Below are 17679 nucleotides of genomic sequence, written 5' to 3'. Positions count from 1 at the left end.
GCCGGGACGATTCGAGGGACTCAGCCATCAACGCCAAGGACTGTTCGCCGCCTCCTGTCCGGTTTCCCGCCGGCAGCGCCACGGGGGCCTTGCTGCGCGCCATCGATTGGCGTGAGCACGAACTGGGCCCGATGGAGCACTGGCCGCGGAGCCTGCTCACCGCGCTGTCGATCTGCCTGAACTCGCGGTTCCCGATGGCGGTGCGCTGGGGCGAGCGCCAGTTCAACCTGTACAACGACGCCTACGTGCCGATCCTCGGGTTGCGGCACCCGCAAGGGTTCGCCCGGCCGATGGAAGAGGTATGGCCGGACGTCTGGCCCGAGGTGCGGGCGCAGGCCGACCAAGTGATGGCCAGCGGCGAATCGACCTGGAACGAACATATTCCTTTGACGATGATGCGCAACGGCTACAGCGAGCAGGTGTATTTCACCTTCTCCTACAGCCCGCTGTTCGACGACGAGGGCCGCATCGCCGGCGTGCTGTGCGTGTGCACCGAGGACACGGCGCGGATCACCCTGGCGCGCGAACGCGACACGCTGCTGAAGGCGCTGGACGCGCAACGTGCGCAGATGGCCGACGCCTTCGAGCAATCGCCGGCGGCGCTGGCGATCCTGCGCGGCCCGGATTACGTGATCCAGACCGTCAACAGGCGCTACCAGCAGTTGGTCGGACCGCGCGAGGTGGTCGGCCGGCCGCTGACCGAGGCCATCCCCGAAATCCAGCAACAGGGCGTCATTGGCCTGCTCGACAACGTCCGCACCAGCGGCGTGCCGTTCATCGACGAGTCGATGACCTTCCAACTGTGCCGCAGTCCGCACGAAGCGACCTCGGAGACCACGCTGGAATGCGTGTACCAGCCGATGCACGACGCCGAGGGCCGGGTCAGCGGAATCCTGGTGCATGGCATCGACCGCACCGAACAGGCGCGCGCGCAGGCGCACGACAGCTTCCTGCTGATGCTCGAGGACACCCTGCAGAACCTGCACAGCACCGAAGCCATCTGCGAGACCGGTGCTGCCCTGCTCGGCCAGCACCTCGGCGCCAACCGCTGCGCCTACGCGATCGTCGAGGCCGACGAGGACGTGTTCGACGTGCGCGCCGACTACGTCGACGGCGCCTCGCACCTGACCGGGCGCTCGCGCTTCAGCGATTTCGGCAGCGACCTGCTGGACTGCATGCGCGAAAACCGGCCGTGGGTGGTGCAGGACACCGAGACCCACCAGCCGCCGATGCGCCTGGACGATCCGAACTACCGTCGTCTGGGCATGCGCGCCGTGCTGACCGCACCGCTGCACAAGGCCGGCCGCCTGGTGGCCGCGATCGGCGTGCACCAGGCCCAGCCGCGCGTGTGGACCTCAGCCGAGATCGAGCTGGTGCGGCTGGTGGCGGCGCGCTGCTGGGAATCGATGCAACGCGCGGGCGCGCAAAGCGCACTGGCCAGCAGTGCCGCGCGCCTGAGCGAACTGGCCGATGCGATGCCGCAGATCGTGTTCACCGCCATGCCCGACGGCCACGTCGACTACTTCAACCGTCGCTGGTACGAGTACACCGGGCTGCCGGTCGGCGAGGCCGGCTACGACAGCTGGCGCCATGTGCACACCGAGGAAGGCCTGGCGCGGGTGATGGAGGTGTGGCCGGAAGCGCTGCGCAGCGGCAAGCCGTACGAGATCGAGTACCCGCTGCGCCGCCACGACGGCGAGTACCGTTGGCATCTCGGCCGCGCCCTGCCGATCCGCGACGACAGCGGCCGCATCGTGCGCTGGATCGGCACCAATACCGACATCCACGACCGCCGCCTGGTCGAGCAGCGCCTGCAGGAAAGCGAAATGCGCTTCCGTCAGCTGTGCGACAACGCGCCGGTGATGATCTGGATGTCCAACGCCGACGGCGACTGCGAATACATCAGCCGCCAGTGGTATCTGTTCACAGGGCAGAGCGAGCAGGAGGCGCTGGGCAGCGGCTGGCAGGAAATGATCCATGCCGACGACCTGGCCACGGTCGGCCGTACCCTCGCGCGCGCCTGCGCCGACCGCCGCGCCTACACCGTGGAATACCGCCTGCGCCGCCATGACGGCGAGTACCGCTGGTGCGTGGACACCGCCACGCCGCGCTTCAGCTCGTCCGGCCAGTTCCTGGGCTTCATCGGCTCGCTGCTGGACATCTCCGAGCGCAAGCGCATCGAGAATGCCACCACCGCAGAGCGCGCGGCGCTGGAGATGATCACCACCGGCAAGCCGCTGAGCACGGTGCTGGAGGCGATCGCGCGCGGCATCGAGTCGCAGAGCGATGTCGGCCTGCGCTGTACCATCATGCTGGTCGACGAGCACCGCCAGTGCCTGCTGGAAGGCGCCGCGCCGAGCATGCCGCCCGCCTTCCGCAAGGCGGTGCAGCGCCTGCCGATCGACCCCAACACCGGCTGCTGCGGGCGCGCCGCCTACCTGCGCCGGCAGGTGCTGTGCAGCGACGTGCGGGTGAACCCGCATTGGCAGGCGTATCTGGCGACCGCCCTGGAGGCGGACATCGTCGCCTGCTGCTCGACGCCGATCCTGGCCAGCGATGGCGAAGTGCTGGGCGTGGTCGCGCTGTACTACCCGTTCGTGCACTACCCCAACCCGCACGAACAGGATCTTGCGCGCTCCGCCTCGCACCTGGCCGGCATCATCATCGAGCGCCGCGGCACCGACCTGCGCCTGCAGCAACTGCTCGCCGCCGAGCAGAGCGCGCGCAGCGAGGCCGAACGCGCCAGCCGCATGAAGGACGAGTTCCTGGCCACGCTCAGCCACGAACTGCGCACGCCGCTGAACGCCATCCTGGGCTGGTCGCGGCTGATGCAGGACGATGCGGTGCGCGAGAAGGATCTGAGCAAGGGCCTGGAGGTGATCGAGCGCAGTGCGCATTCGCAGGCGCAGATCATCGACGACCTGTTGGACATGAGCGCCATCCTGTCCGGCAAGGTCCGACTGGAGGCCGGCGAGCTGGACCTGCGCGCACTGCTGAGCGAGACCATCGATGCGGCGCGCCCCGGCGCGCAGAACAAGGGCATCGACATCGTGCTGGTCGCCGACGAAGCGACCGCCCTGCCCTATCTCGGCGATCGGGTGCGGCTGCAGCAGGTGCTGACCAATCTGATCGGCAACGCGATCAAGTTCACCCCCAGCGCCGGCACGGTCACGGTGACCCTGGACAGCACCAGCACCCACGTCCGCATCGCCGTCGGCGATACCGGCATCGGCATCGACCCGGCGTTCCTGCCGCACGTGTTCGACCGCTTCCGCCAGGCCGACGCGAGCAGCACGCGCAGCGCCGGCGGCCTCGGCCTGGGCCTGGCGATCGCCAAGCAGCTGGCCGAACTGCACCAGGGACAGTTGTCGGTCAGCAGCGACGGCGTCGGCCTCGGCGCGACCTTCACCCTGCTGCTGCCGCGCAACGACGTGCAGAGTCTGGATCCGATCCGCCGTGGCAACGACGCCGCCCTGTCCCGCGGCATGCTGCGGCGTGACGGCATTCGCCTGGATGGCGTGCGCGTGCTGGTGGTGGACGACGACATGGATTCGCGGGGCGTCACCCAGCGTTTCCTGCAGGAAGCCGGCGCCGTGGTCGAGGCCGCGGTCTGCGCCGACGATGCCGAAGCGCTGCTGCGCGAACGGCCGTATGCGCTGCTGGTCAGCGACGTCGGCATGCCGCACCGCGACGGCCACAGCCTGATCCGCAGCATCCGCGCCCGTGGCGCCGGCGCGGCCAGCCGCATCCCGGCCATCGCGCTGACCGCCTACGTGCGCAGCGAGGATCGCGCGCTGGCCCTGGAGGCCGGCTTCGATGCGCACCTGGGTAAGCCGGTGGATCCGGTCAAGCTGCTCGGGCTGGCCGCCTCGCTGGTGGCGCCGGCACCGGCCGCGCTCGCCACCGACCAGAGCCAACGCGCCGAATCGGCCTGATTCGGCGCTGCGCGGCCGCACTGTGCGGCCGGCACTGGATGCACCGGCGCGAGCGCGCCGGATTTTTTCTGCTGGAACCTCAGCTGCGCTTGGCGCGCGCGAACGCGTCGGCAAGTGCACTGTTGACCGGCGCCGCGGCAGCCGGCCGCGGCTTGGCATTGCCGCCGCCCGGATTGCCGCGCCCGTCGCGCTCGCGCCGCGGCGGGCCGCCGGCATTGCGTGCGCCGTTGTCGCGGTCGGCCGGACGCGCCGGCGCCGGCGTGTCGTCCAGACGCCGGGTCAGTGCGATGCGCTTGCGCGCCACGTCCACTTCCAGCACCTTGACCTTGACGATGTCGCCGGCCTTGACCACGTCGCGCGGATCCTTGACGTAGCTGTCCGAGAGCGCGGAGATGTGCACCAGGCCGTCCTGGTGCACGCCGATGTCGACGAACGCGCCGAAGGCGGCGACGTTGCTGACCACGCCCTCCAGCACCATGCCCGGCTTGAGGTCCTTGATGTCCTCCACGCCGTCGGCGAAACGCGCCGCCTTGAACTCCGGGCGCGGATCGCGGCCCGGCTTTTCCAGTTCCTTGAGGATGTCGCGCACGGTCGGCACGCCGAACTTCTCGTCGGTGAACTGGTCCGGCTTGAGCCCGCGCAGGAAGCCGCCGTCGCCGATCAACGCCTTGATCGGCTTGCCGGTGGCGCCAACGATGCGCTCCACCACCGGATAGGCTTCCGGGTGCACCGCCGAAGCGTCCAGTGGCTCCTCGCCATCGGCGATGCGCAGGAACCCAGCGCATTGTTCGAACGTCTTGTCGCCCAGCCGCGGCACCTTGAGCAGGTCCTTGCGCCGCTTGAACGGGCCGTTGTCGTCGCGGTGGCGCACGATGTTCTCGGCCACGCTCGACGACAGCCCGGACACGCGCGACAGCAGCGCCGCCGAAGCGGTGTTGACGTACACGCCGACCGCGTTCACGCAGTCTTCCACCCGTGCGTCCAGCGCCCGCGCCAGGCGGTACTGGTCGACGTCGTGCTGGTACTGGCCCACGCCGATCGCCTTGGGCTCGATCTTGACCAGTTCCGCCAGCGGATCCTGCAGGCGCCGCGCGATCGACACCGCGCCGCGCAGCGACACGTCGAGCTGCGGGAACTCCTTGGCGGCGAATTCGGACGCCGAGTACACCGAGGCGCCGGCCTCGCTGACCACGATCTTCTCCAGCTTCAGCTGCGGGTTCTGCTTGATCAGGTCCGCGGCCAGCTTGTCGGTCTCGCGGCTGGCGGTGCCGTTGCCGATCGCGATCAGCTCCACGCCGTGCTGCGTGCACAGCTGCCGCAGCGTGTGCAGCGACTGGTCCCACTGCCGGCGCGGCTCGTGCGGGTAGATGGTGTCGGTGGCCAGCAGCTTGCCGGTGGCGTCGACCACCGCGATCTTGCAACCGGTGCGGATGCCCGGGTCCAGGCCCAGGGTCACGCGCGGCCCGGCCGGCGCGGCCAGCATCAGGTCCTGCAGGTTGTCGCCGAACACCGCGATCGCCTCGGACTCGGCCTTCTCGCGCGCCTGGTTGAACAGGTCCAGCAGCAGGTGCATGTGCAGCTTGGCGCGCCAGGTCAGGCGACAGGCATCCAGCAACCAGCGGTCGCCCGGGCGGCCCTGGTTGGCGATGCCGGCGCGCAGCGCGACGCGGCCTTCGGCGTACTGGTGGCCGGCCTCGGCCTCGCTGCCGGGATCCAGTTCCAGATACACGATCTCCTCGCGGCGCGCGCGGAACAGCGCCAGCAACCGGTGCGAAGGAATCTTGGCCAGTGCTTCGGCGTGATCGAAGTAGTCGCGGTACTTGGCGCCTTCCTGCTCCTTGCCCTCGGCCACGCGGGCGCGGATGACCCCCACCTCGCCCAGCCAGGTGCGCAGTTCGCCGACCAATGCGGCATCCTCGCCCCAGCGCTCCATCAGGATCGCGCGCGCACCTTCCAGCGCGGCCTTGACGTCGGCCACGCCCTTGTCGGCATCGACGAAGCCGGCAGCGAAGGTTTCCGGCACCTGGCTCGGATCGGCCAGCAGGCCGTCGGCGAGCGGTTCCAGCCCGGCCTCGCGGGCGATCTGCGCGCGCGTGCGCCGCTTCGGCTTGTACGGCAGGTACAGGTCTTCCAGCCGCGACTTGGTGTCGGCGGCGACGATCTCCGCACGCAGTTCGTCGCTGAGCTTGCCCTGCTCGGCGATACTGGCCAGCACCGCGGCACGGCGCTCCTCCAGTTCGCGCAGATAGGTCAGGCGCACTTCCAGGTTGCGCAACTGGGTGTCGTCGAGCCCGCCGGTGACTTCCTTGCGGTAGCGCGCGATGAACGGGACGCTGGCGCCCTCGTCGAGCAAGGCGATGGCGGCGCGCGCCTGCGCCGGCTGCGCGCCGATCTCGGCGGCGATGGTGTTGGCGATCTGCTGGGCGAGCTGAGTGTCGTGCATTGCGTCCGGCCGAAGCCGCCTTGCGGAAAACCCGCATTTTCGCAGTGCTCGCGCCGCCGGGGAACCCGTTGACAGGCGCGCGCCGACCTGTCGCGTCAGGTGACCCCGGTCGGTCCGTCCAGCACCATGCGCACCTTGCGAATCAGCTCCTGGCGGTTGTACGGCTTGGCCAGCACCTCGAACTCGTTGCCGCCGGCATCGGTACGCTCGATCGAGGATTCGGCATACCCGGTGGTAAGCAGCACCTTGATCTTGGGCCGGCGCCGCCGCGCCTCGCGCGCCAGCATCACCCCGTTGAGGCCCCCCGGCATGATCAGGTCCGAATACAGCAAGTCCACGTGCACGCCGCTATCCAGCAGCTCCAGCGCCTCGCGGGCGTTGTACACCACGTGCGTGGCATAGCCCTGGTCGCCCAGGAACAGCCGCGCCAGCTCGGCGATGTCCGGCCGGTCCTCGACGATCAGGATGGTCTCGTCGCCCTGGCGATCGAACGGGCGGCGCGTGCGCGAATCGCGCGGGGCCATGTTCTCGACGTTGTCGTCGATCGGGAAGTACAGGCGCACGGTGGTGCCGTGGCCTTCCTCCGAATACAGGCGCACCGCGCCGCCGGACTGCTTGGCGAAGCCGTAGACCATGGACAGCCCCAGGCCGGTGCCCTTGCCCTCTTCCTTGGTGGTGAAGAACGGATCCAGCACGCGCGCCAGCACCTCCGGCGGCATGCCGCTGCCGTTGTCGGTGATCGACACGCACACGTAGTGGCCGGGCAGCAGGTTGTCGTAGGTGGTGGGTTCGTCCGCGCGCACCGAGACATTACGGGTCTGGATCACCAGACGCGGCGCCGCCTGGTCGGCCATGGCGTCGCGCGCATTGATCAGGATGTTCAGCAGCGCCACTTCGGCCTGGGTCGGGTCGATCCGGCAGTTGCGCAGGTCCGGCGCCAGTTCCAGCGAGAACGCGATGCCGTCGCCCAGCGTGCGCTCGGCCACGTCGCTCATCCCGGCCACCAGGGCATTGAGATTGAGCACGCGTCCTTCCAGCTTCTGCTTGCGCGCGAACGCCAGCAGCTGCTGGGTCAGGCGCGCGGCCTGGCCGGCGGCATCGCGTGCGCGGTCCACGCTCTTGCGCAGCAGCGACGGATTCAGCGGGTCGCTCTCGACCGCGTGCTCGATCAGTTCCAGATACCCGGACATGACCTGCAGCAGGTTGTTGAAGTCGTGCGCGATGCCGCCGGTGAGCTGGCCCAGCGCCTCCATCTTCTGCGCCTGGCGCAGCGCGTCCTCGGCATCGCGGCGACGGCTCACGTCCAGCTGCGAACCGAAGAAATACACCAACTCGCCGCGGTCGTCATACACCGGAGAGATATACAGCGCGTTCCAGAAGCTGGAGCCGTCCTTGCGGTAGTTGAGGATCTCCACCGCCACTTCGTCATGCGACTTGATCGCATCGCGGACGCTGCGCACCGTCTCGCGATCGGTGTCCGGCCCCTGCAGGAAGCGGCAGTTATTGCCGATCAATTCCTCGCGACCGTAACCGGTCATTTCCAGGAACGCGCGGTTGACGAAGATGATCGGATTGTCCGGCTGCCGCGGATCGGTCACGATCATCGGCATGCGCGTGGTCTGCACCGCAGCGAAGAAAATATCGCTGCGCTGATTGGACATGTCGGTGGGCGCGTTGGGGTCGACGGTCGCCGGGGGCGCCGGGCTGTTGCTGGTTTCTGGTGCGGGCATGGTCGATGGCAGGTCGATGCGAACCGTCGCTGGCCCACCTAGGCGGGCGGCCACACCGGGGTTCGCACGCCGGCGTCAACGCGAATAATACCTGTGCAAGCGTTCTACCACGATATCGTCCTGCAGCGACTCCAGCGCCATGATCCGCACCTGCCGATCGCTCAATGCCAGCACGCGCTCGACATAGATCTCCGGGCCTGCCTCGGTTTCCTTCATGGACTTGCGGAAACCGTAGGGCACGACGCCCTTCTCTCCGTCCTTGCTGCCACCGATATACAGAACGACCGACATGACGCTTCCTCTACAGGGAATTCGTGGAACTGGCGCGCACCATACACAGCGCCATGTGAGGGACTTCTGCACCGAGATTAATCGCGGCTGTTTGCCCGAACATGACGTCCGCGGCGGCTCACGCGGACTTAACCGGACCTGCGCCTAAGTCGCACATCCTTTCTGCGCCGGGGCGTCATGGATCTCAAGAGCGGTTATCCCTTCTGGTCGGTCCGCAATGGCCTGATGCAGAGCTTTCCGCAGCTGCGCGACGACGTGCGCTGCGATGTCGCGGTCGTCGGCGGCGGCATCACCGGCGCCTTGATCGCCGAGGAACTGAGCGCGCACGGGCATGCCGTGACGGTCCTGGAGCAGCGCGACATCGGTTGGGGCAGCACCGCGGCCAGCACCGCCCTGCTGCAGTACGAGATCGACACCCACCTGATCGACCTGGCCAAGCGCTATGGCGAACCTGCCGCCGCCCTCGCCTACGGCGCCTGCGCGCAGGCGCTGGAGCAGTTGCGCGACCTGGTCCGGCCGCTGCGCGACGTCGACTTCGGCTGGAACGACAGCCTGTACTACGCCAGCAAACGCCGCCACGTGCGGGTGCTGCAGGAAGAGCTGGAAGTGCGGGCGCGACACGGCCTGGACGTGGAATGGCTGGACGCGCAGACGCTGGACGCGGACTACGGCCTCCAGGCGCACGGCGCGATTCTCAGCCACCAGGCGGCGCGGGTGGATCCGTACCGCCTAACCTACCGCCTGCTCGGCCGCGCCTTCCGGCGCGGCGTGGGCGTCTACGACCGCACCCGCATCGCGCGGATCGTGGTCACTGGCCGCGGCGTGACCCTGCACACCGACCAGGGCGCGCAGGTGCGCGCCGGCCATGTGGTGATGGCCGCCGGCTACGCCAACCAGCACTGGCTGGATCAACGCGTGGCCCGCAACCGCAGCAGCTACGCCTTCGTCAGCGACCCGCTCGAGCCTTCCGTCCTGGGCCCATTGCGCGACACCATGATCTGGGAAAGCGCGCGGCCGTATCTGTACCTGCGCAGCACCGGCAACGGCCGCATCGTCGCCGGCGGCGAGGACGACAGCGTGGACGTGCCGGCGCGCCGCGACGCGCGCGTGGACAGCAAGGCGCGCACGCTGTCGCGCAAGATCGCCAAGGTGATGCCGGGACTGGAGCTGCAGCCGACCTTCGCCTGGGCCGGCACCTTCGCCGAGACCGAGGACGGCCTGCCGTTCTTCGGCCCGCACCCGCAGCACGGCCCGCGCGTGCAGTTCGCCATGGCCTACGGCGGCAACGGCATCACTTACAGCATGATCGGCGCCGGCCTGCTGCGCGCGCAGATCGAGCGGCATGCACACCCGCTCAAGCGCCTGTTCGGTTTCTCCCGGCTCGACTGAGCCGAGCCATCAACAAGCGCCACTGGTACATCCGTAGGAGCGGCTTCAGCCGCGACCGCCATACCGGGCAAGCCTCGTCGCGGCTGAAGCCGCTCCTACGCGAAAACACGCGATGGTCGGTGCACTGAACTCAACCAGTCCCCGGCCACCAACCGCGGCCGTACAGCGCATAGCGATCGGCGGCGCGTTCCAATGGATTGCGCACGCTGACCCCGCCGCAGGCCAGGTACACCGGCAGGAACAGCGGCCCGAGCAGCATGTACTGCAGCACGTGCGCACGTTCGTGGTCGCCGAGCCGTACCGCAGGATGCCGGCAGCGACCGGCAGCGTGTTCGTAGGTGGCGCAGGCCACGTCCAGGTCGTCTGCGCTGAGCAGGATCACGTTGCCCAGCGTCATCGCCCCGCGTGGCCGCATCGGCACGCGTTCGAACACCAGCGCCAGTTCGCGGCGGCTGAAGCGCAGGCGCGCCCCGAAGGCCAGCGCGATGGTCCCTGCGAGCATGCCCAGGACGGTGTTCGGCGAGGTCCAGAGGACGCCGACAGCGATGCCGGCACGGCGCCAGGCCAGCGGCCGCGTCAATCGGCTTCGTTGGGAATCAGCAGCCACAGGATCAGATAGACCAGGATGCCGGGGAAGGCGGCCGAGACGATCGACCCGACCACGTACAGCACCCGCAGCAGGGTCGCGTTCCAGCCGAAGCGGTGGGCGATCCCGCCCATCACGCCCGCGATCATGCGGTCGTTCAACGAGCGCGACAGCGAACGGGGTTGCGACATGGCAGCGGCTCCAGCGACGGCGGCTGGCTCACTCTACGCGCGCCGGCGCGGGCGCGGCGTGACGGCGCAACGCCGCCAATTGTTGCTCGAACCAGGCCGCCGCCTCCTGTTCCGGCCGGCCAGGACAGGCGACACGGTAAGCGCGTCCGCTGACGCTGCTGCGGCTGGCGCCGCGCGCGATGAACTGCTCGGCGCTGTCCACCAGGTCGTGCGAACGCAGTGCCGCATACTTGCGCTGCAGATGCGCCTCGGCCTCGCGACCGGAGTACCAGGTCCCGTTGCGTTGGAACCGGCAGGGCGAGGACTGCAACGCCGCCAGCAGTCCGCGGATTTCACGGTCGGCCGCGGCCGCGGGCGCAGCCGTGCCGCGCTGCACGCTCAGGCAGGCCAGCGCCACCGCCAACGCGACGCCAGCAAGGCGCGCCCCTGGCGGCGCGACAGGCCGCCGCTGGCGCTCAGTGCCCGCCATCGCGCTCGGCCAGCCACTGGTGCAGCGCCGCCGGCACTTCGCGTTGGGCGCGGCCGGAGACGTAGATACCGATATGGCCTCCGCGGAAACTCAGCTCGGCGTAGTCGCGGCTGCCGACCACGCCGCGCAGCGCCCGCGACGCGTCCGGCGGCACCAGGTGGTCCTGCTCGGCATAGACGTTGAGCACCGGCATGGTGACCCGACCCAGGTCCACCGTGTGCGCACCGATGCGCGCGCGCCCGTGCATCAGCGCGTTGTCCTGGTAGAACTGCTTGACGAACTCGCGGAAGGTCTCGCCGGCCAGGTCCGGCGAATCGAAGATCCATTTCTCCATGCGCAGGAAGTCCTCCAGCGCCCGCGGATCGTCGAGGATGTCGAGCAGGCCGACGTACTTCTGCAGGTTCAGCCGGAACGGCTTGAGCATCAGGTAGCTGACGTTCATCAGGTCCGCCGGCACGTTGCCCAGCGTGTCCACGAACAGGTCGACGTCGACCTGGCGCGCCCAGTTGGACAGCATGTTGTCCGGGGTGTGGAAATCCACCGGGGTGACCATGGTGACCAAGTTGCGCACCTTCTCCGGCTGCAGCGCCGCGTAGCACAGCGAGAACGTGCCGCCCTGGCAGATGCCAAGCATGTTGACTGGCGCGCCGCCGCCGGCGGAACGCAGGTAGTCCACCGCGCCGTCGATGTAGCGCAGCAGGTAGTCCTCCAGCGTCAGGTAGCGCTCGGAGCGGTCCGGGTAGCCCCAGTCCAGCACGTAGACGTCCTCGCCCAGCGCCAGCAGGCCCTGCACCAGCGAGCGGTCGGCCTGCAGGTCGACCATGTACGGGCGGTTGACCAGGGCATAGACGATCAGCAGCGGCACCTTGGCGGTGGGCGGGCGTTCGCCGACGAAGCGGTACAGCACCACCTTGCCGTCACGCCACACTTCCTGGCGCGCGGTGGCACCGTAGTCCACCGTGTCCAGGCCCGGCAGCACGCGCAGACCTTCGAGCAGCTTGCGCTGCAGTTCCAGGGTTTCCTGGACCAGGTCGTCGCTGCTGAAACTCAGCGGTCCCTTCATGCGCGCCCCCCGCGTGCAGCCGGCGTGGTCCCGACCTTCCGCGGCTTGGCGGCGGGCGCGGCCTTCGCTGGCTTGGCGGCGTTGGATTTGGATTTGGATTTGGACGCGGCGGCTGCCGCCCGCGCAGGGGCCGACCTGGTCGCGGTCTTCCTGGGGCTCTTCTGCGGCGCAGCCTGGGCCGTGGCAACCGGTGCAGGTCCGGCTGCGGCAGTCGCGCCCTGCCCTTCGCCGCGCTCCAGTCGTCGCAGCCGCCGTTCCAGGTCGGCGATGCGCCGATGCGCGGCATCCAGTTCGGTACGCGTGGGCAGGCCCACCTGCTCGCACACCTGCTCGGTCTCGCGCTGCAGCAGGGCGCGCAGGCGCATCTGCGCGTTCGCGACGTCGGCGTAGACCTGGCGGAACTCCGGCGACAGCGCGGCCGCCGCATACGCCTCCTCGGCCGCGTCGATCCACAGATCGAACATCGCCCGCGCGTTGGTCAGTTGCCGGCCCGGATCCTCGTGCGCGCGCAGCTTCTCCTCGAACAGGCCGAAGGCGCGGTCGATGGCGCCCTGCAGCAGCCCCAGATAGGCCTGCAACTGCGCCTGATAGTCCTGCTGCGCCTTGGCCAGCGCCCGCCAGCGCGCCTGGTGGTTGCGCGCCGGGCCGAACCCGGGCATCTGCAGCCATGGGCCGCTGTCGCGTTGCAGTCCCTGCAGCCACTGTGCCGCCTGCTGCAGCCACGGGTCGATCCCGCCCTGGCCGGCGCCGCGCACCGCACCCAGCAGCCACTGCAGCAGTTGTTCGCGTTGGCCCTGTACCTGGCGCTTCCAGGCGTCGGCGACGTCGGCACTGCTGGCGTCGCGGCCGGCGAACTGCGCCGCCACCTGCTGCATGGCGCCGAGCCAATCGCCGGCCTGCTGCTGGAACTGCGCCAGCGCGTCCTCGGCCTGCGGCGCGCTGCCGCGCGGCAGCCACTGGCTCCAGGCTGCGATCGCGTCGCGCCAGGAACCGGCGCCATCGCCAGCCGCGGGCGACGTGGGGGCCGCGGCGCCCTGGCGCAATGCGGCGCTCCAGGCGTCCCAGTACTGCCGCGTCATCGCCTCGAAATCGCCGGCGCCACCGCCGCTAGCCTTCATCGCCACTCTCCAGACCTGGCCCGCGATGATAGCAACCCGCTGCGATCAGGGCTTGGGGATGCGTAGCGTCTTGCTGATCATCAGCGAGCCGGACAGCGCGAACAGCAGCGCCAGCGGGTGCAGCAGCCACGGCCCCAACCGCCACTCGCCCCACCACAAGGCGTCGCCGATATGGCCCAGGTGCGCAGCGATCGCCAGCACGATGACCAAGCCCAGGCTGCTCGGGATCGGCGTGCCCTCGAAATACGGCACCTTGTCGCCGTCGCCGGCGATCTGCTCGGCGGTGACGTTGTAGCGGGCCAGGCGGCTGACCCCGCAGCAGACGAAGAAGCTCAGCACCAGCCAGTCCCAGCCGCCCTGCATGCCGCAGGCGTAGGCCAGCGCCGCCGGGGCCACGCCGAAGGAGATCACGTCGGCGAGCGAGTCCAGCTCGCGGCCCAGGGTCGAGGACGACTTGCGCCAGCGCGCCACCCGCCCGTCCAGCGCGTCGAACACGAATGCCAGCGGGATCAGCGCCATGCCGAACAGCAAGTCGCTGCGGCGGCCGTCCTGCAGGAAGCGCATCGCCGCGAACACCGCGCCGGTGCCGCAGAAGGCGTTGGCGAGGGTGAACCAGTCGGCCAGCTGGAACTCGCGCAGCATGGAGAAGTGGCGTTTCATCGGCATAACGTGGCGGATCCGGCGTGAGCGGCGAGCGACGGCACAGGGTAGCGTGGCGCCGCCGCACTGGCGAGCGGCCGCTGCCGGGCGTCGCGGCGCGCTGCTACGCTGATCGCTCCCCACTCCGCGCAGGTACTCCCCATGCAGACCGTCCTGATCACCGGCGCCGCCAGCGGCATCGGCGCCGGCATCGCCCACGCACTGGCCGCCGACGGCCGCCACATCGTCGTCAGCGACCTGGACCTCGAGGCCGCCGAAACGGTCGCCGCGCAGGTGCGCCAGGCCGGCGGCTCGGCCGAGGCGGTGGCGCTGGACGTGGCCAGCGCGGACAGCATCGCCGCGGCGCTGGCTGCCGTCAGCCGGCCGGTGGACGTGCTGGTCAACAACGCCGGGCTGCAGCATGTGGCGCCACTGCAGGAGTTCCCGATGGACAAGTGGAGCCTGCTGGTGGAGGTGATGCTGACCGGGGTCGCCCGGCTGACCCAGGCGGTGCTGCCGGGCATGCGCGAACGCGGCTTCGGCCGCATCGTCAACATCGGCAGCATCCACTCGCTGGTCGCCAGCCCGTACAAGAGCGCCTACGTCGCCGCCAAGCACGGTCTGGTCGGCTTCTCCAAGGTGATCGCCCTGGAGACCGCCGACACCGACATCACCATCAACACGCTCTGCCCAAGCTACGTGAAAACGCCGCTGGTGGACAGGCAGATCGCCGACCAGGCGCGCACCCGCGGCATTTCCGAAGCCGACGTGATCGCCCAAGTGATGCTCAAGCCGATGCCCAAGGGCGTGTTCATCGCCTACGACGAACTGGCCGGCTGTGTGGCGTTCCTGGCCTCGCCGGCGGCGCGCAACATCACCGCGCAGACGATCGCCATCGACGGCGGCTGGACCGCGCAGTAGCGCTGCGGAAAGCACGCACGTGCGCCTGCTGGATCGCGCGACCGACGCTGGCGAATTTTTCGCCAGGTCGGCAGCGGCCGTTGCGGCACAACGCCACTGGCATCTTATCCACAGCGTTCGTGCACTTTCATCCACACCGGCTGTGGAGAAGCGCGACCGGGACTGGTGAAATTTTCGCCACCCGGCGAAATCGAGCAGTCATTTCAGCGACTTGCCACGCTTGCCCACAGGCTTGTGCAGCATCGATCCACAGCCGCTGTGGACAAGACGGACGCGGTGTCGCGCGGGCGTTCGACCGAGCAGCGCCGGCCGCTCGCCCATCTCCCGACGAGCAAGGAAGAGGCTGTCCTTCTCCCATCGGGAGAAGGTGGCCCGAAGGGCCGGATGAGGGTACGGGTGAAGCGTGGTGCAACCAACTCCGCGCGTCGCTTGGCACCGCACCCTCGCCCCAAACTCCTTGAGCCGCTTTCGCGCCGCACCCTCACCCCAACCCCTCTCCCGATGGGAGAGGGGCTTGATGGCAGCACGAGCGTGTCAGACCCGCGAGTAGCGCCAGGACTGCATGCGTCCGTCGCGGTACGGCATGACCCCGTGGAACGTGCGCGGGTCGCCCTCGAACACCAGCGGCAGGAACAGGCTGTTCCTTCTCCCGTCGGGAGAAGGTGGCCCGAAGGGCCGGATGAGGGTACGGGTGAAGCCTGGTGCAACCAAACTCCGCGCGTCGCTTTCGCGCCGCACCCCCAAACTCCTTGAGTCGCTTTCGCGCCGTACCCTCACCCCAACCCCTCTCCCGATGGGAGAGGGGCTTAGCGCGTCAGACCCGCGAATAGCGCCAGGACTGCATGCGTCCGTCGCGGTATGGCATGACCCCGTGGAACGGGCGCGGGTCGCCGTCGAACACCAGTGGCAGGAAATGGCGATCGCCCTCCCACAGCGGCAGCGTGTCCATCTGCGCGATCGGCACCCAGGCCAGCGTGCCCTCGGCGTTCTCGGCGAACGGCTCGCCGGCATAGGCCTCGATCAGGAACACGAAGCCCAGCCAGTCCTCGCCGTGCTTGCCGAACCCCGGCCAGCTGATGGTGCCGCGCAACTGCAGCGCCTCGCAGGTGATGCCGGCTTCCTCCAGGATCTCGCGGCGCATGCCGGCCAGCACGTCCTCGTCCGCCTCGACCTTGCCGCCCAGGCCGTTGTACTTGCCCAGGTGATGGTCGCCGGGCCGGGCATTGCGATGGACCAGCAGCACCTGGCTGCGGTCGGGCGAGAGCACGTAGCCCAAGGTGGCGACGATGGGGGTGTAAGGCATGCGGAGAAGGCGGAGGGCGACGGGCGCGCAGTATGCCGCAACCGCGCCGCCGCTTCGTCCAGCCTGTGGCTAGACGGCGGGCGTCGCCGCGTCCTGGGAGGCGCGCGGCAGCGGCGGCGCCGGCCGCAGCGTGGCCACGCCGTGGCCGCGCTCGGCCAGATATTCCAGCCATTTGCCGAGGAAGGTGTTCATGCGCATGCGGTGGCTGATCAGTTCCGCCGGCGGCGGGTACAGCCCCATCACGTCCTGCCAGCGGCGGCCGACATAGCAATGCGTGGTCTCGGCCTGGCGCGCGTCCAGGTACAGGCGCACGTAGGCCGACGGGTCCGGCTCGCCGGTCAATGGGTCGCACAGATCGTAGGTCAGGCGCAGCTCGACGGTGTAGCGGTGACGCTCGATCACGTCCAGGCGCAGGTCCAGGCCGTCGCCGATGCTGGACACGTAGCTGCCGGCGGCCAGGTCGGCCGGCACGAACAGGCGGTTCAGGTGCAGATAGTTCTCGGCGTACAGCCCCATCAGCCAGCCGAAACGGCTGAGCCGGGGGATACGTTCGCTGCGGGTCATGGCGTGCTGCATGGACCGATCCTACACGCTGGATCGCGCCGGCGGCAGCATTGACGGATCGGCGCCAGCGTCCTACCGTGGAAATCTCCTGCGAGGACGTGCGGAAATGCCGTCGCCGCCAGGAACGGCCCCGCCCGACCGGCGCGCGCTGGCCAGTTGCACCCTCTCTCAGAACATCTCGCGCTGCAGTCCCAGCGTCGCCAGCACCTTGCTGGAAATCTCCTCGATCGAGGTATGCGTGGTGCTCAGGGTCGGAATCCGCTCCATGCGGAACATGGTTTCGGCCGCCGCCACTTCGCGTCGGCAGGTTTCGGCGTTGGAATAGCGCGAATTCGGCCGCCGCTCCTGGCGGATCTGCTGCAGCCGCTCCGGATCGATGGTCAGCCCGAACAGTTTGTTGCGATAGGCGCGCAGGCGTGGCGGCAGCCGATCGCTCTCCAGGTCCTCGTCGGTCAACGGATAGTTGGCCGCGCGCACGCCGTAATGCAGCGCCAGGTAGATGCAGGTCGGGGTCTTGCCCGCGCGCGACACCGCCACCAGGATCACGTCGGCTTCGTCGTAGGTGAGCGCGATGCCGTCGTCGTGCGCGAGCGCGAAGTTCATCGCGTTGATGCGGCGGTGGTAGGTCTCGAAGTCGACCAGACCGTGCGCCTGCCCCACCCGCGAGTGCCGCGGCGCGTTCAATTCGCGCTCCAGCGGCTCGATGAAGGGCGCGAACACGTCGAGCATCAGCGCCCCGCTCTCGGCCAGCAGCATGCTCAGTTGCGGATCGACGCAGGAGTTGACCACGATCGGCCGAACCTGATAGCGCTCCCCTGCGGCATGGATCCGCTGCGCGGCGTCGCGGGCTTTTTCCGGATCGTCGACGAACGACATTCGGTCGGTGACGAAGCTGAAACCGCTGAACTGGGTGAGCAGGCTATGCCCAATGGTTTCAGCGGTGATACCGGTTCCATCGGACACGTAGAACACCGGTCTGATCGTCGACATTGCCTGCATTCTCCTGGCTGAAACCCAACGGATGCGCCCGCTTCGCT

Annotated in this window: 16 protein-coding genes; 3 read left to right on the top strand and 13 right to left on the bottom strand. The window is 69.0% G+C overall.

All coding sequences use genetic code 11. The features are described from left to right. The first annotated feature begins 131 nt into the window (after window positions 1-131). Window positions 132-3935 (top strand): PAS domain-containing protein, encoded by a 3804-nt coding sequence (locus tag AC1PMG_RS10145; protein ID WP_481111518.1) that lies wholly within the window; start codon window positions 132-134, stop codon window positions 3933-3935. A gap of 79 nt (window positions 3936-4014) precedes the next feature. On the opposite strand, the gene AC1PMG_RS10140 is transcribed toward AC1PMG_RS10145, so the two are convergent. The 3 genes from AC1PMG_RS10140 to AC1PMG_RS10130 all read right to left on the bottom strand — a co-directional run bounded on the left by AC1PMG_RS10140 (window position 4015) and on the right by AC1PMG_RS10130 (window position 8399). Next, the gene (locus AC1PMG_RS10140) at window positions 4015-6378 is read right to left on the bottom strand and encodes a Tex family protein (RefSeq protein WP_481111517.1); all 2364 of its coding nucleotides are present in this window, start codon (window positions 6376-6378) and stop codon (window positions 4015-4017) included. Window positions 6379-6473: 95 nt separating this feature from the next. Next, complete coding sequence (locus tag AC1PMG_RS10135) at window positions 6474-8039, bottom strand: hybrid sensor histidine kinase/response regulator (RefSeq protein WP_481111650.1); 1566 nt, start codon at window positions 8037-8039, stop codon at window positions 6474-6476. A 144-nt stretch (window positions 8040-8183) separates the two neighbouring features. Beyond that, the gene (locus AC1PMG_RS10130; protein ID WP_017907884.1) at window positions 8184-8399 is read right to left on the bottom strand and encodes a hypothetical protein; all 216 of its coding nucleotides are present in this window, start codon (window positions 8397-8399) and stop codon (window positions 8184-8186) included. 177 nt (window positions 8400-8576) lie between these two features. Between AC1PMG_RS10130 and AC1PMG_RS10125 the strand changes: the two genes are divergently transcribed. After that, a complete protein-coding gene (locus AC1PMG_RS10125; RefSeq protein ID WP_342071894.1) occupies window positions 8577-9788 on the top strand; it encodes an NAD(P)/FAD-dependent oxidoreductase in 1212 nt (403 codons plus the stop codon). Between the two features lie 130 nt (window positions 9789-9918). Here AC1PMG_RS10125 and AC1PMG_RS10120 read toward each other — a convergent pair whose 3' ends face one another. Genes AC1PMG_RS10120 through AC1PMG_RS10095 form a run of 6 tightly spaced genes read right to left on the bottom strand, consistent with a single transcriptional unit; the run spans window position 9919 to window position 13875 of the window. Then, window positions 9919-10368: a hypothetical protein gene (locus AC1PMG_RS10120; RefSeq protein WP_481111516.1), complete on the bottom strand. Its 450-nt coding sequence runs from the start codon at window positions 10366-10368 to the stop codon at window positions 9919-9921. Further along, entirely contained in the window at window positions 10365-10565 is a 201-nt protein-coding gene (locus AC1PMG_RS10115; RefSeq protein ID WP_026144177.1) for a PspC domain-containing protein, read from the bottom strand. Before AC1PMG_RS10115 ends, AC1PMG_RS10120 begins: the two co-directional genes overlap by 4 nt. 28 nt (window positions 10566-10593) lie before the next feature. Further along, window positions 10594-11034 carry a DUF5329 family protein gene (locus tag AC1PMG_RS10110; RefSeq protein WP_481111515.1) on the bottom strand — a complete coding sequence of 147 codons (441 nt, stop codon included), beginning with the start codon at window positions 11032-11034 and terminating at the stop codon, window positions 10594-10596. Continuing rightward, on the bottom strand, window positions 11021-12097 hold the full coding sequence (locus AC1PMG_RS10105; RefSeq protein ID WP_481111514.1) for a class III poly(R)-hydroxyalkanoic acid synthase subunit PhaC: 1077 nt from the start codon (window positions 12095-12097) through the stop codon (window positions 11021-11023). The genes AC1PMG_RS10110 and AC1PMG_RS10105 overlap by 14 nt, the downstream gene beginning before the upstream one ends. Further along, window positions 12094-13215: a class III poly(R)-hydroxyalkanoic acid synthase subunit PhaE gene (gene phaE, locus AC1PMG_RS10100; protein WP_481111513.1), complete on the bottom strand. Its 1122-nt coding sequence runs from the start codon at window positions 13213-13215 to the stop codon at window positions 12094-12096. Before phaE ends, AC1PMG_RS10105 begins: the two co-directional genes overlap by 4 nt. A 45-nt stretch (window positions 13216-13260) precedes the next feature. Next, window positions 13261-13875, bottom strand: coding sequence for a CDP-alcohol phosphatidyltransferase family protein (locus tag AC1PMG_RS10095; protein ID WP_017909499.1), 615 nt, complete (start codon window positions 13873-13875; stop codon window positions 13261-13263). A 141-nt stretch (window positions 13876-14016) separates the two neighbouring features. On the opposite strand from AC1PMG_RS10095, the gene AC1PMG_RS10090 reads away from it, so the two are divergent. After that, window positions 14017-14775 carry a 3-hydroxybutyrate dehydrogenase gene (locus AC1PMG_RS10090; protein ID WP_017913018.1) on the top strand — a complete coding sequence of 253 codons (759 nt, stop codon included), beginning with the start codon at window positions 14017-14019 and terminating at the stop codon, window positions 14773-14775. Between the two features lie 534 nt (window positions 14776-15309). Here the strand turns inward: AC1PMG_RS10090 and AC1PMG_RS10085 are convergent. The 4 genes from AC1PMG_RS10085 to ppsR all read right to left on the bottom strand — a co-directional run bounded on the left by AC1PMG_RS10085 (window position 15310) and on the right by ppsR (window position 17632). Beyond that, the gene (locus AC1PMG_RS10085) at window positions 15310-15486 is read right to left on the bottom strand and encodes a hypothetical protein (protein WP_481111512.1); all 177 of its coding nucleotides are present in this window, start codon (window positions 15484-15486) and stop codon (window positions 15310-15312) included. Window positions 15487-15589: 103 nt separating this feature from the next. Continuing rightward, window positions 15590-16078 carry an NUDIX hydrolase gene (locus AC1PMG_RS10080; protein ID WP_148828211.1) on the bottom strand — a complete coding sequence of 163 codons (489 nt, stop codon included), beginning with the start codon at window positions 16076-16078 and terminating at the stop codon, window positions 15590-15592. A 69-nt stretch (window positions 16079-16147) separates the two neighbouring features. Then, a complete protein-coding gene (locus AC1PMG_RS10075) occupies window positions 16148-16654 on the bottom strand; it encodes a DUF1249 domain-containing protein (RefSeq protein WP_342071899.1) in 507 nt (168 codons plus the stop codon). Window positions 16655-16810: 156 nt separating this feature from the next. After that, window positions 16811-17632 (bottom strand): posphoenolpyruvate synthetase regulatory kinase/phosphorylase PpsR, encoded by an 822-nt coding sequence (gene ppsR / locus AC1PMG_RS10070; RefSeq protein WP_010342958.1) that lies wholly within the window; start codon window positions 17630-17632, stop codon window positions 16811-16813. Between the last annotated feature and the right edge of the window lie 47 nt (window positions 17633-17679).

This window comes from Xanthomonas sp. NCPPB 2250, from assembly GCF_056725265.1.
This window is presented reverse-complemented; position numbering and strand designations above follow the sequence as displayed.